The 14,103-nt window shown below is 33.1% G+C and carries 10 protein-coding genes; 4 read left to right on the forward strand and 6 right to left on the reverse strand.

The window, feature by feature from the left end; genetic code table 11:
* Nucleotides 1-129: 129 nt before the first annotated feature.
* Nucleotides 130-1,650 (forward strand): sensor histidine kinase, encoded by a 1,521-nt coding sequence (locus tag ASE40_RS14200; RefSeq protein ID WP_057117749.1) that lies wholly within the window; start codon nt 130-132, stop codon nt 1,648-1,650.
* A 75-nt stretch (nt 1,651-1,725) separates the two neighbouring features.
* Here ASE40_RS14200 and rny read toward each other — a convergent pair whose 3' ends face one another.
* The 3 genes from rny to ASE40_RS14215 all read right to left on the reverse strand — a co-directional run bounded on the left by rny (nt 1,726) and on the right by ASE40_RS14215 (nt 4,083).
* Nucleotides 1,726-3,285 (reverse strand): ribonuclease Y, encoded by a 1,560-nt coding sequence (rny, locus tag ASE40_RS14205; RefSeq protein ID WP_057117750.1) that lies wholly within the window; start codon nt 3,283-3,285, stop codon nt 1,726-1,728.
* 208 nt (nt 3,286-3,493) lie between these two features.
* Nucleotides 3,494-3,787: a cell division protein ZapA gene (locus ASE40_RS14210; RefSeq protein ID WP_057117751.1), complete on the reverse strand. Its 294-nt coding sequence runs from the start codon at nt 3,785-3,787 to the stop codon at nt 3,494-3,496.
* A gap of 5 nt (nt 3,788-3,792) precedes the next feature.
* Nucleotides 3,793-4,083, reverse strand: coding sequence for a hypothetical protein (locus ASE40_RS14215; protein WP_057117752.1), 291 nt, complete (start codon nt 4,081-4,083; stop codon nt 3,793-3,795).
* A 180-nt stretch (nt 4,084-4,263) separates the two neighbouring features.
* On the opposite strand from ASE40_RS14215, the gene ASE40_RS14220 reads away from it, so the two are divergent.
* The 3 genes from ASE40_RS14220 to ASE40_RS14230 all read left to right on the forward strand — a co-directional run bounded on the left by ASE40_RS14220 (nt 4,264) and on the right by ASE40_RS14230 (nt 9,229).
* Nucleotides 4,264-5,943, forward strand: coding sequence for a M23 family metallopeptidase (locus tag ASE40_RS14220; RefSeq protein ID WP_057117753.1), 1,680 nt, complete (start codon nt 4,264-4,266; stop codon nt 5,941-5,943).
* An 11-nt stretch (nt 5,944-5,954) separates the two neighbouring features.
* Nucleotides 5,955-8,420 (forward strand): carboxypeptidase-like regulatory domain-containing protein, encoded by a 2,466-nt coding sequence (locus tag ASE40_RS14225; RefSeq protein ID WP_057117754.1) that lies wholly within the window; start codon nt 5,955-5,957, stop codon nt 8,418-8,420.
* Between the two features lie 89 nt (nt 8,421-8,509).
* Nucleotides 8,510-9,229, forward strand: coding sequence for a hypothetical protein (locus ASE40_RS14230; protein WP_057117755.1), 720 nt, complete (start codon nt 8,510-8,512; stop codon nt 9,227-9,229).
* Nucleotides 9,230-9,368: 139 nt separating this feature from the next.
* Here the strand turns inward: ASE40_RS14230 and ASE40_RS14235 are convergent, their stop codons facing one another.
* The 3 genes from ASE40_RS14235 to ASE40_RS14245 form a co-directional block, all read right to left on the reverse strand.
* Nucleotides 9,369-10,070 carry a DUF2971 domain-containing protein gene (locus ASE40_RS14235; RefSeq protein ID WP_057117756.1) on the reverse strand — a complete coding sequence of 234 codons (702 nt, stop codon included), beginning with the start codon at nt 10,068-10,070 and terminating at the stop codon, nt 9,369-9,371.
* 125 nt (nt 10,071-10,195) lie between these two features.
* Complete coding sequence (locus tag ASE40_RS14240) at nt 10,196-12,025, reverse strand: ABC transporter ATP-binding protein (protein ID WP_057117757.1); 1,830 nt, start codon at nt 12,023-12,025, stop codon at nt 10,196-10,198.
* Between the two features lie 265 nt (nt 12,026-12,290).
* Nucleotides 12,291-14,018 (reverse strand): phospho-sugar mutase, encoded by a 1,728-nt coding sequence (locus tag ASE40_RS14245; RefSeq protein ID WP_057117758.1) that lies wholly within the window; start codon nt 14,016-14,018, stop codon nt 12,291-12,293.
* Between the last annotated feature and the right edge of the window lie 85 nt (nt 14,019-14,103).

Raw genomic sequence — 14,103 nt, forward strand, 5'->3', positions numbered from 1 at the left:
TTGTCGTAAAAATTAATATATTGTGTTAAATTTTTGTTTTAATAAAAACAATTTAGCCTTATTTTGTGATTTTAATTTGTTTTTTTAGAATAAAAAGTATGAATATTTTATTTACATAAAAAGAAGTATATGGTTTTTGATTTATATGGAAATGACGATTGCTTAGAGGTAAATAATTTTTATAAGAAATTGTTGGCCGAAATGCCTGACTTGCTTTTTCAGTTTATTATTGATGCTGATAATAATTATTCATTTCCTCTTGTAAGTAAGTCAGCTGATGAAATATTTGAACTTTCTGCATTAGATTTTACTGATGATATAAAATTTATAATTTACGATCGAATTGTACCACAAGACCGTGATTATTTTTTTCAGTCTTTGGTCAAAGCTAGGAGAGAAATAAAACCATGGGAAATTGAGTTTAGAGCAGTTTTGCCTAAAAAAGGAATTCGCTGGTTTAAAATAACTTCGAAAACAGAATCGACTATAGATGGTAAAGTGATCTTTTATGGTCATGTTTCGGATATTACAGAGTTAAAAGATAAAGAAGAAAAACTTCGCATATCTGAAGAACGCTTTCAATTTGCTCTCGATGCTTCAACTGCGGGCATTTGGGATTGGGATATGGTTACTAATAGTGTTTTTTATTCTTCCCTTTCACTTAAAATTTTAGAGTTAGAATCTACCGATATCTTTGATGATCCGGAACGCTGGGATAAAATTGTGCACCCTGATGACCTTCCGAAATATTACTCGGATATTCAGGAACATTTTGATAATAAGATTCCGTATTATGAAAATTACCATCGCGTAATGACTTCAAGTGGTAATTACAAATGGATTTTAGACCGCGGGAAAGTGATTAAAAGGGATGAAAATGGAAAACCGTTGCGTGTAATTGGAACACATACGGATGTTTCTGCTCAAAAAGAAAAGGAGCTAGAACTAATAAAAACGATGAAACTATACAGCGACCAAAATAGTCGTTTGTTGAATTTTTCGCATATTGTTTCACACAATTTAAATACTCAGGCTGGAAATATAAAATCGATCCTGGATTTTATTGATGCCGATGTAAATAAACAAACTGTCGAAGAAATGCTGGAGCATTTGCGTACTGTTTCTAATGATTTGAATGAAACAATTTCAAATCTTACACAAATTGTAAAAACGCAGAGCAACATCAATATTGCAGTTGTACCGCTAATGTTGTGTGAGTATATCGAAAAAACAATTTCGACTATTAAAGGTTATGATAAACAGCGTAAAGTGACAATTATTAACAATGTGCCGAAATATTTGACGATTAATTTTAATCCGGCTTACATGGAAAGTGTTTTATTGAACTTTACAACAAATGCAATTAAATATGCGCATCCAGATCGTGATCCAGTAATAACTTTTGATTTTGCTATAGAGCCAGAAGGGTTTAAATCTCTTAAAATTACAGATAACGGACTTGGAATTGATTTAAAGTTATACGGAGATTTATTGTTTGGAATGTATAAAACTTTTCACAAACATGACGAAGCACGTGGAATTGGACTTTATATTACAAGAAATCAAATAGAAGCGATGAAAGGAACAGTTTTAGTAGAAAGTGAAGTTGGAGTAGGAACGAGCTTTAAAATTGTTTTTAATGATGTTTAAAATTGAAATAAATGATAAAAAAGAAAGGCTGTCGTAATCGACAGCCTTTCTTTTTTATATAATCTTTCTTTTCTATTATTTCGCAATATTTACAGCCCTAGTTTCTCTAATAACTGTAACTTTTACTTGGCCAGGATAAGTCATTTCTGTTTGGATTTTTTGTGAAATCTCGAAAGATAAGTTTGCCGCATTATCGTCTGAAACTTTTTCACTTTCTACAATTACACGAAGCTCTCTACCTGCTTGAATTGCATAAGCGTTTTTAACACCGCTGAATCCGTAAGCTACATCTTCAAGATCTTTCAAACGTTGGATGTAAGAATCTAATACCTGACGTCTTGCACCTGGTCTTGCTCCAGAAATAGCATCACAAACTTGGATAATCGGCGATAATAAAGATTTCATTTCGATCTCGTCGTGGTGAGCTCCAATCGCATTACATACTTCTTCTTTTTCACCATATTTTTCAGCCCACTGCATACCTAAAAGTGCGTGTGGTAAATCGCTTTCTGTATCTGGCACTTTTCCAATATCGTGTAGTAAACCTGCTCTTTTAGCTAGTTTTACATTCAATCCTAATTCTGCAGCCATTATACCGCAAAGTTTAGAAACCTCTCTCGAGTGTTGTAGTAAGTTTTGTCCGTAAGAAGAACGGTATTTCATTCTACCCACAACTTTGATTAATTCTGGGTGTAAACCGTGAATCCCTAAGTCGATTACTGTACGTTTTCCAACTTCAATAATTTCGTCGTCGATTTGTTTTGCTGTTTTAGCAACAACTTCTTCGATTCTCGCTGGGTGAATACGTCCGTCAGTTACTAATTTGTGCAATGACAAACGAGCAATTTCTCTACGCACAGGATCAAAACAAGAAAGGATAATAGCTTCTGGTGTATCGTCAACAATGATTTCAACTCCAGTTGCAGCTTCAAGAGCTCTAATATTACGTCCTTCACGACCAATAATTCTACCTTTTACATCATCAGATTCGATATTGAAAACAGAAACGCAATTTTCAACTGCTTCTTCAGTTCCAACTCTTTGGATAGTGTTGATGATAATTTTCTTAGCTTCTTGTTGTGCAGTAAGTTTAGCCTCTTCAATTGTTTCTTGAATATGAGACATTGCTTTAGTTTTAGCTTCAGCTTTTAAACCTTCAACTAATTGTTCTTTTGCTTCTTCAGCAGAAAGACCAGAAATTACTTCAAGCTGCTGTAATTGGCTTTTGTGAAGTTTATCTACTTCAGCTTGTTTTTTGTCTAAAATTTCAATTTTATTATTGTACTCAGCAGTTTTAGCTTCAAAGTCATCGTTTACTTTTTTAGCTTTAGAAAGTTCATTTGAAACTTGAGATTCTTTATCACGTACGCGTTTTTCTACTTCAGCAACTTTTTTATCTCTTGCTAAAATAACTTGTTCGTGTTCTGATTTTAATTCGATAAAGCGTTCTTTTGCCTGAAGAATTTTATCTTTTTTAATATTTTCAGCTTCTAAATTAGCGTCTTTTAAAATTGAAGCTGCTTCTTTTTTAGCGTTTTTAATTAGGTTTGAAATATTACTTTTCTCGATAATTTTAGCTATTGCGAATCCTGCTGCAATACCTACAATACCAATGATGATCGTTATGATGTCCATGTTTTTAGGGTTTATATATAAAAAAAGCCTACATTAATTGCTTGAATAAACTCGTAAAGACAAGTTTTGAGCTAACTCACTGTTCAAGTTTCCCGGTCAAAGCTGGGCATACTATAGTAGCGACGATTTGCTCATTCTAAATTGTTAGTGTTGAGTTTACCAATTGTGAACTAATGTAGGCAGTATCTTAGTTTCTTGTAAAGAACGTTTAATTTTCGAGATATTGATCTAAAAGCAGATTTAATTTTTTAATTCGCTCAATGGTTTCTTCTCCATCGATTGCGTTATCAATTTGTTTTTGTTCTACTTGCGATGCAAATTGCAATGCGCACATAGCTAGAACATCTTGTTTGTCACGAACTGCGTAATTTTCTTCGAACTGCTTAATCATAGCATCAATTTTTTTAGAAGCGCTTCTAAGGCCTTCTTCCTGAGCTGGTTCAACCGTTAACGGGTAAACGCGGTCGGCAATTGATATTTTTATTTTAAGCTTTCCGTCCATATTTACTAATCTGATAATTGCGCTATACAGTAATCGATTTCGCGAATTAATGAATTTATTTTAAGCTTTGTCTCTCTCTTGTTATTGTCGCTGCCAAGCAACGAATTGGCTATCTTAAGTGTTTCATTTTGCTTCTTCAAAGCTTCAATTTCTTCAGATTGTTTCTGGATAATTCGCGCAGCTTTGGCTAGTTCTAATCGTAGTGCTTGATTATTTTTCTCCAAACCTTTTGATTTTTCAAAAAGCTTTTCGACTTTATATTCAAGAGTATCAATTATTTCTGCAATTACACTCATTATACATCCTATTCATTACTTAATCCTACAAAGTTAGTATTCCTTTTTATTAATGCAATTTTTTATCGAATTTTTTACATTAAAAAGAGACAAATAAATGAAATTCAGTATATTGTGTTATAATGTTTGTTTTTTAGGTTTTTACCTGTTAATTTTTTATTTTAGCAAAAATATTTTTATATGAAATTATCTATACTTGCCCTTTTATCCTGTCATTTTCTATTTGCCCAAACACAATATCCTAAAGATTATTTTCGTGCCCCGCTCGATATTCCAATGCAGCTTTCTGGGAATTTTGGGGAGTTAAGACCCAATCATTTTCATGCGGGTTTTGATTTAAAAACAAATCAAAGAGAAGGATTGAGTGTTCATGCAATTGCAGATGGTTATGTATCGAGAATTAAAATTTCGACTTTTGGAAACGGAAAATGCATTTACATTACACATCCAAACGGTTATACTTCTGTTTATGGTCATTTACAAATTCCTGTAGGTCCAATTTTGGATTATGTAAAAAATACACATTACAAAGAAAAAGCATATGAAATTGAAATGTTTCCAAAGCCAGATGAACTTCCTGTTACAAAAGGAGAAATAATTGGACTTTCTGGTAATACTGGCTCTTCAGAAGGACCACATCTTCATTTTGAAATTCGCGATACTAAAACGGAATTCGTAATCAATCCGATTTTCTTTGGCTTTGACCAAAATATAAAAGATTCTAAAAAACCTACTTTGTCAAGTTTGTATGTTTATCCGCTGGATAATGCAACTGTTAATCAGTCCAAACAGCCTTTGTTGCTTAGCATGGCGCTGCAAAAAGATGGAACTTATCTGGCTTCAAAAGTAAAAGCAAACGGAAAAATTGGTTTCGGAATCAATGCAACAGATACTGATGATGTTTCATTTAATAAAAATGGAGTTTTTAATGTTTCAACTTTTTTAAACGGAAATCCGAATTACAATTATCAGTTTAATACGTATTCGTTTGATGAAATGCGTTATATCAATGCTTTTATCGATTATGCGAGGTATAAAAAAACAAGTCAGAGAGTTCAGAAGCTCTTTATGAAAACGCCTTTCGCTTTAAGTATAATTAAAACAGATTCGCAGTACGGAGTTATCACGCCAGAACCAAACTTGGCTTCGAATTACAGAATTGAAGTTTCGGATTATTTTGGAAATTTAAATTCGATAACAGTGCCAATTGAATACGACACGGCTACACCGCTCGTGCAGGCAGAACCTGTTGCAGGACCTTATTTTTTGCGATATAATAAAGATTCTAATTTCGAAAAAGATAATATGTCTGTGTTTTTTCCTGCGGGAACTTTCTATGAAGATTTTAATATGAATTTCGATGTTAGAAATAATAAGATTTATATTCACGACGATACGGTTCCAGTTCATTCAAACTTTACGATTACGATAAAAGACGATTCTTATCCTGAAAATTTACGTGATAAACTTTACATAGGAAAAGGAAATAGTTATAATGGAACTATTAGAAAAGGAGATGTTTTTACAGCAAAAGCAAAAATATTGGGACAATATGGCTTGGTTCTGGACACAATTGCTCCAGTTGTAAAAATCACAAAACCAGTTGAAGGAAAATGGATTAGTGACCAGAAAAAAATTGAATTTGTAATTGGTGATTCTTTATCTGGAATTAAGTCCTATAATGGCTATTTAAACGGAAGCTGGGTTTTGTTTGAATATGAAAATAAAAACAGAAAAATTACACACACTTTTGATGATCAATATTTGACAGAAGGCGAGAACTTTTTAAAAATAGAAGTTGTTGATAATGTAGGAAATACTACTATCTTTGAAACTCATTTTTTTAGAAGTCAAAAATAAAACCGTAATCTTTGAATAACTATAGGTTTATATTCGCTTTTCTTTTTTTATTCTTCAGCTGTATTTCATTAGCTCAAAATGCTTTTGTTAAAGGTGTAATTTTAGATACAGAAAAACATCCTGTTCCAAGCGTAAATATTTCTTGGCAGGGAAATTCAGTGCAATCAGATTCAAGTGGTTTTTTTGAAATCGAAATTCCTTCAAACAAAAAAGTTTCGTTGATATTTACCCACGTTTCTTTAAAGACGATGAGTTTAACGGTTAGTTTAAAAACCAATGAAGTTTTTATTTTTAATCCGATAATGAATAATTCGCAGGAACAAATGGGAGAGGTTTTTGTTTCTTCGGGAAATAGAAAACGTGTTCAGGGAATTGCAACGATTGATACCGAAACCATAAAAAAAATTCCTGGTGCAAATGCAGGAATTGAAAATATTTTAAAAACGCTTCCAGGTGTCAATTCGAATAACGAATTAAGCACGCAGTACATGGTTCGAGGCGGGAATTATGATGAAAATCTGGTTTATGTAAACGAGGTCGAAGTCTATCGTCCGTTTTTAATTCGTTCGGGTCAGCAGGAAGGATTAAGTTTTACAAATACAGATCTGGTTCAAAATGTTGATTTTTCTGCAGGCGGATTTCAGGCCAAATTTGGAGATAAATTATCGTCCGTTTTAGATATTACTTATAGAAAGCCAACACAGTTTGGCGCTTCTTTTGAAGCGAGTTTTCTTGGCGGAAGCGCTTCTGTAGATTTGGTGTCTAAAAACAAAAAATGGTCTGCAGTTACTGGAGTTCGTTACCGAAACAATAGTCTGCTCGTCAATAGTCAAGATACACAAACGAATTATACGCCAACTTTTGCAGATGTTCAGACGAATATTAATTATGATATTTCTGAAAAATGGCAGATGAGTTTTTTAGGGAATATTTCGCAGAATAAATATTTATATCAGCCATTAACCCGTGAAACAAAATTTGGTACCGTCGATCAGCCAATGGCGCTTGCTGTTTATTATCAAGGTCAGGAAAAAGACCAATATGATACTTATTTCGGTGCTTTAAAAACAACTTATAAAGTTTCTCCGTCGCTGACTTTAAAATTAATTGGATCTTTATTTCATACAACAGAAAAAGAGCATTTTGATATTCTAGCACAATACCGTTTAGGAAATGTTGATGCTGAAGATCCTGCAAATCCATCGACTATTGATTTTACACGCGGAATTGGTTCGCAGTTAAATCATGCCCGTAACGATCTGGATGCGTTAATTGCAAATATCGAGTTGAAAGGTTCAAAAGACTGGAGAGATAGTCAATTAGAATTTGGTTTGAAATATACTAGAGAATCTATACGAGATAGAGTAGTAGAGTGGGAGATAATTGACTCAGCAGGGTTTTCTATAAACCCGCCGTTGGTTATTCTGCCAGAAAACAATCAGCCATACACTCCTTATACTGGTCCTCTTTTGCCGTATCAGGATATTCGTGCGACAAATTTTAATACTATCAATCGCTTTTCTGGATATGCGCAATGGAATAAACAATCTGAAATTGGTTCCAGTAGAATTTGGTATCATTTAGGAGCGCGTTTTCAAAGCTGGAATGTTTCAGGAGCTGTAGAAGAAGGGAAAAATCAGGTTGTTGTTAGTCCGCGTGCGCAATTTGCCATAAAACCAGATTGGGATCGAGATATGGTTTTTAGAATTTCGGGTGGATTGTATCATCAGCCGCCATTTTATAGAGAACTTCGCGATTTGGATGGCGTTGTGAATCCCAATGTGAAAGCTCAAGAAGCTGTTCATGTGGTTTTGGGGAATGATTATAATTTTAAGATGTGGAATCGACCTTTTAAATGGGTTACAGAAGTTTATTATAAATCGCTTTCTGATGTCAATGTGTATTCGATTGACAATGTTAGAATTCGATATGTTGCCAATAATAATGCGAAAGCATACGCGCAAGGTCTTGATTTTAGGTTGAATGGAGAATTCGTGCCGGGAACAGAATCTTGGGTAAGTTTCGGATACATGAAAACTGAAGAAAACTACGAAAACAAAGGTTATATCGCCCGCCCGACAGACCAGCGTTTAAAGTTTGCAATGTTGTTTCAGGATTATATGCCGAATATTCCAAGTGTAAAAGTATATCTGAATTTGGTTTACAATACGGGTCTGCCAGGCGGCGCGCCGTCATACACGGATCCTTATTTGTACCAAAACCGATTAAACGATTATAGAAGAGCGGATATTGGTTTTGCAAAAGTTTTCGTAGACAGCAGTACGCAGAATACTAAAACAAGCTGGCTGAAAAACTTCAAAGAATTAGCAGTAGGATTAGAAATTTTCAATCTCTTTAATAATCAAAATGCAATTACAAATACTTGGGTTCGTGATGTGTATTCTAAAAATCAATATGCGATTCCAAATTATATGACTTCTAGGGTTTTTAACGTTAAGATTAATGCGAGACTGTAAAGTCTTTTCTAATTTTTTAGTAAAATTCAATAAAAACCAAAATTACAATCAAAAATAGTATATTTGATAATCGAATATAATCCGCCTAGATGAAAAAGTATTTTAAATATATAGCCTTGGTAATCGTTGGAACAGTTATAAGCTGCCGCGAAGAAGTTAAAAAACCAAAAGTAAGTTACGACGTATCAAATAAGGTAAGTGTCACGAAAGCCGATTCTACGCAGGTAGAAGTTGCAGATCTGCCTATTCAAATGCAGGGGACGGATTATTTAATTCACCCAGTTGGAGATTTAAGAGTGTATGAAAAAGGTTCTAAAGCAAGATTTGGTTCCTCAACTGTAAACGACGTTAGTTTTACTATTTCGAACTTAGGTGAATATGAAATCACGGGTTATTTGCAAAATTTGAAATTTCAAAAAGTAGATTCAGATTCTATTCGTCCTTTATCAGATAAACCAATTTTGATTTTAACTGCCACTTATTTAAAAACTGTTGCAGATAAAACCCATAATAATGTTATGGTTTACACGCTGACAGATTCAGATACAAACAAAGATGGAAAAATAGATACCAGCGATATTAAAACTTTATATTTAAGCGATATCAGCGGAGAAAACTTTACAAAAGTTTCTGCTGATCTTCAAGAGTTGGTAGATTGGAATTTAATTGAATCGAAAAACCGTTTGTATTTTAGAACTATTGAAGATACCAACCAAAACGGACAATTCGATAAAAATGATGTACTACATTATAATTATATAGATTTGACTTCTAAAAAATGGGAAGTTAAAAGTTATAAACCGATCTAAGTTGCTAAGGTTCTGAGGTGCTAAGATTCTAAGGTTTTATAAAAAGCCGTTTAAAAATTATTGAAATAATTTTTAAACGGCTTTTTTGTTCAGTAAGAAAAAAAACTTAGAATCTTAGCGCCTCAGAATCTTAGCACCTTCATATCAATATATCACTTTCCAAATCAGATTTTTCAATTTCAAAACCAAAATCTAGACGTTCGACCAATTCGATAACTAGTTTTTTATACCAGTTTTCAGATTTTGGATGAATGTATATTTTCTCAATTAATTGATTGATGTCAACATTGATTTTTAATCCGTCGTTTAGTTTTATGTCGCTTTTTGAAGTATCAGTAATAATTCGGACTTCGCGTTCGTATTGAAAACTTTTTCTTTTGAATAAAAAGGGAAAAAATAAATCATCAAACGGAATATATTCTTTTTTGTAATCGATATAATTTACCTCGCCAATATATTGGTCAAAATTATTCTCTGGTTTTAAAGCTTTTTGTAATCTTCCAATAGTAGACTGAATCGCTAAACCTTCGCTGTTTTGTGTAAAAATCTGCCACATGGCAAACGATTCATATTCATTAATATGCCAGCTGCTTATAGCAACTTGTTCTCGTTGAGTTTTGTAGTATTTTAAAAAGTCAGGATTGTTTATTGCAAGCTTTTTAATCTCTTCGTAAGTAGGTTCGCTGAAAGTGCCTTCGTATTGATCTTCAAATTTGTCTGAACGAGACATAAATAATTTCTTAGAAAGTAATAAGTCTAAGAACTTAGATAAGTCAAGATATTTCCAAACTATAGTGTCAGGATCTTGAGGAAGTGTAATGTTCGGATGGTTAAGATACATTTTATGGAGATTAAAATTTATTCTTTAACTCACCTAAAGTTATAAAAATAAACACAGATTAAAGAAATTAAACTGAGTTTTAATATTTCCTTAATCTGTGTAGATTATTTAATTGTATGTGTGTCTTAAGATTCGAAAGACTGCATGGTTACCAATTTGTTGTAAGTTCCATTTTTTGCAATTAGTTCTTCGTGAGTTCCTTGTTCTACAATTTTTCCTTTTTGCATCACCACAATTATATCTGCTTTTTGAATTGTCGAAAGTCTGTGGGCAATTACAATAGAAGTTCTATTCTGCATCATGTTTTCTAGTGCAACTTGAACAAATTTTTCGCTTTCTGTGTCCAATGCAGATGTTGCTTCATCCAGAATCATAATTGGTGGATTTTTCAATACTGCTCTCGCAATAGATAAACGCTGTTTTTGGCCGCCAGAAAGCTTGTTTCCGCTGTCGCCAATATTGGTGTAAATACCAGCTGGCAGATCTTTTACAAATTCGTATGCGTTTGCGATTTTCAAAGCTTCAATGATTTCGTCGTCTGTAGCATCTAGTTTTCCTAATGCAATGTTGGCTTTTATCGTGTCATTAAATAAAATGCTGTCTTGAGTTACCAAGCCCATTAGACCTCGAAGAGACTTCAGGTTCATGTCTTTAATATTAATTCCGTCAATAGAAATTGATCCGTCATTAACATCGTAAAAACGAGTTAACAAATTGGCGATGGTACTTTTTCCGCTTCCAGATTGTCCAACAAGAGCAACAGTTTGTCCTTTTTTAATTTGAAGAGAAAAGTCTTTTAAAACGGTTTCCTCTTCATATTTAAAGTTGATATTTTGAACAGATATAGTATCGTCAAAAGTTGTTTTTTCAATTGCGTCCGTTTTACTTGTAATAGGATTTTCCTGATCTAAAATCTCTAAAACACGTTCTGCTGCGGCGTTTCCTTTTTTTACTCCGTATGAAGCTTTAGAAATTGCTTTTGCAGGGGTTAAAATATTATAAGCCAATCCCATATAGGCAATAAACGAAGCGCCTTCTAGAGTTTTGTCAATTAAAACCATTTGACCTCCGTACCAAAGTAATATGGCAATAACGGTAATTCCCATAAACTCACTAGCAGGAGATGCAAGATTCTGACGATTGCCAATGCTGTTTGATAAAGAGAAAAAGCGTTCAGTAGAGCCTGTGAAGATTTTATTAAAATAATTTTCGGCATTATATCCCTTTACTACTTTTAGACCGCCAATAGTTTCTTCAATTGTAGACAAGAAAGCGCCTTGTTCTTCCTGTGCTTTTGTAGATTGTTTTTTAAGCTGTTTTCCGATTAGAGAAATAATGTATCCAGAAACCGGAATAAAGATAAAAACGAATAATGTTAGCTTCGAACTAATGATCAACATTGCGATTATTGTAAATAGAATTGTCAAAGGTTCTTTTACGATAAGCTCCAGAATTGCTAAAAAAGAAGTTTGTACCTCATTTACATCACCGGATATTCTTGAAATTACATCTCCTTTTCTTTTTTCAGAATAAAAAGATAGAGGCAGTTCCAGTGTTTTTTTGTAAAGTGCATTTCGCATGTCTCTCAAAACACCATTTCTTAAGAAGTTAATGAAAAACATTGCCAGGTAATCAGCCAAATTTTTTAATAAAAAAATCGAAATAATTACACCTACCATTATTGAAAGTATAAAGCCAGGATTGTTTGGGTCATTATGTGTTGTGATATAATAGTTGACATAATTTTCTCCGTACTCTTTTATATGCGTAATTCCTTCAAAAGATGGCATTTTGGTAATCTTCTCGCCTTTGCCAAATAAAACCTGTAACATTGGAATCAATGACATAAAAGTAAGTGTGCTGAAAAGCGCATACAGTATATTAAAGAAAATATTTAAGAAAGCGTATTTTTTATATGGGTATATAAAAGGAACTATTTTTTTAAAATTACTCATTTATTTTTGGATGTTATTTTTTTTGCTTGGTTATGCTTGCTTGAGTTTTAGCATTATATTTTTTTGTTACAATAAATTCGCGTTAACGAATTTTTACTGCACAAAATTAATCCAATTGGATTGTTTTCAATTTCTTTTAGGTTTTTTTTATAAAAAAAAACTCTGATTTGCATTCTTAAAGATGCAAATCAGAGTTTTAAATATTGGACTCCTTGTTTTTAAAGACTATTTGCAAATGGCAATATTTTCAAAAAAAAGAATTTATTTATTTCAATTGCATATCTGCAATGATATTCTGTATTTTTTGATCTAAGAAACTTTCGGCAGCATCAAAATCTTGAACAGATTCTAATTCGGCATTTACGCTGATGTAGAATTTAATTTTTGGTTCTGTTCCGCTTGGTCTTGCGCAAATTTTAGAACCGTCTTCTGTATAATAAATTAGTACATTCGATTTCGGCATATCCATCGTAGATTCTTCATTGGTTAACAAATTCAATGCAGTAGATGATTGATAATCTTCAACCATAATCACACGCTGACCATTGATTTCTTTCAAAGGATTTTTGCGTAAATCAATCATCATCTGATTAATTTCTTGTAAACCTTCCATTCCTTTTTTAGTCAATGAAACTAAAAATTCTTTGTAAAAACCATTTTCAACATAAAGTTGTAAAAGTTCTTTGTAAACAGAGCTTCCGGCAGCTTTTGCCTGTGCAGCAACTTCGCATATTAATAACGTCGCAGCAACTGCATCTTTATCTCTAACAGCATCGCCAACCATAAATCCGAAACTTTCTTCACCACCACCGATAAATTCAAGTTCAGGAAAATCTTTGATCATTTTTGCGATCCATTTAAATCCTGTTAAACCAACTTTACATTCAACACCATAACTTGTAGCCAATTCCATAATCATTGGAGTGGAAACGATTGTTGAACCAACGAATTGTTTTCCGTTTATTTTACCTGCTTTTTTCCATTGTTTCAAAAGGAAAGAAGTCATTAAAACCATAGTTTGATTTCCGTTAAGCAAAATCATTTTGCCGTCATTATTTCTAACGGCAACACCCAAACGGTCACAATCAGGATCTGTTCCTACAACAATATCAGAATTTGTTTTATCTGCTAATGCCAAAGCCATTGTTAAAGCTTCTGGCTCTTCTGGGTTTGGTGATTTTACAGTTGGGAAATCTCCGTCTGGAACTGCCTGTTCAGGTACAATATGAACATTTTTGTAGCCAGCCTGAGATAAAGTATCTGGAATTGATTTTATTGAAGTTCCGTGCAATGAAGTAAAAACAATATGAAGATTGTCCTTAGCTTCTGCAGGAGTATTAAAACTTGCGTTTTCGATAGATGACTTAATAAATGCTTTATCAATATCAGTATCAATGTACTCGATCAAGCTTTCGTTTGCGTTGAATTTAATTTTATCGTAATCTAGATTTTCAATTACATTAATAATTGCTGCATCTTGTGGAGGTACAATTTGTCCGCCATCCTGCCAATACACTTTATATCCGTTATATTCTGGCGGATTGTGAGAAGCTGTAAGAACGATTCCGCATTGACACCCTAGGTATTTAAGTGCAAAAGATAATTCTGGAGTTGGTCTTAAGTCAGAAAACAAATAAACGTGAATTCCGTTTGCAGAGAAAACATCTGCAACCACTTTTGCCAAAGTATTACTGTTATGACGGCAGTCGTAAGCAATAACAACTTTTAGAGGTTCGTTTGGAAAAACTTCGTGTAAATAATCAGATAAACCCTGAGTATTTTTTCCAAGCGTATATTTGTTAATTCTGTTGTTTCCAACGCCCATAACGCCACGCATACCTCCAGTTCCAAATTCTAAGTTTTTATAAAAACTTTCTTCAAGTTCTTTTGGTGAAGTAGTCATTAATTCTTTAACAGCAGCTTGTGTTTCTTGATCGAATGTTGGTGTCAGCCATTCATTTACAGCATTTAAAATATTAGGTGCTATATTCATGTAAATTTTCTTTTATGTTTTAAATAAAGGTAGTTTTTCTTCAAAAATTAATTTGACTCAAAAAGATTTTTTTTTCCTGATTTGT

This window comes from Flavobacterium sp. Root935, from assembly GCF_001429295.1.
GTDB lineage: Bacteria > Bacteroidota > Bacteroidia > Flavobacteriales > Flavobacteriaceae > Flavobacterium.

Excerpts from the sequence above, each read along its gene's own strand:
- ASE40_RS14210 (WP_057117751.1), bottom strand. The coding sequence starts at position 3,787 with ATGGACGGAAAGCTTAAAATAAAAATATCAATTGCCGACCGCGTTTAC.
- ASE40_RS14200 (WP_057117749.1), top strand. The coding sequence starts at position 130 with ATGGTTTTTGATTTATATGGAAATGACGATTGCTTAGAGGTAAATAAT.
- ASE40_RS14240 (WP_057117757.1), bottom strand. The coding sequence starts at position 12,025 with ATGAGTAATTTTAAAAAAATAGTTCCTTTTATATACCCATATAAAAAA.
- ASE40_RS14235 (WP_057117756.1), bottom strand. The coding sequence starts at position 10,070 with ATGTATCTTAACCATCCGAACATTACACTTCCTCAAGATCCTGACACT.
- rny (WP_057117750.1), bottom strand. The coding sequence starts at position 3,285 with ATGGACATCATAACGATCATCATTGGTATTGTAGGTATTGCAGCAGGA.
- ASE40_RS14220 (WP_057117753.1), top strand. The coding sequence starts at position 4,264 with ATGAAATTATCTATACTTGCCCTTTTATCCTGTCATTTTCTATTTGCC.
- ASE40_RS14215 (WP_057117752.1), bottom strand. The coding sequence starts at position 4,083 with ATGAGTGTAATTGCAGAAATAATTGATACTCTTGAATATAAAGTCGAA.
- ASE40_RS14230 (WP_057117755.1), top strand. The coding sequence starts at position 8,510 with ATGAAAAAGTATTTTAAATATATAGCCTTGGTAATCGTTGGAACAGTT.
- ASE40_RS14245 (WP_057117758.1), bottom strand. The coding sequence starts at position 14,018 with ATGAATATAGCACCTAATATTTTAAATGCTGTAAATGAATGGCTGACA.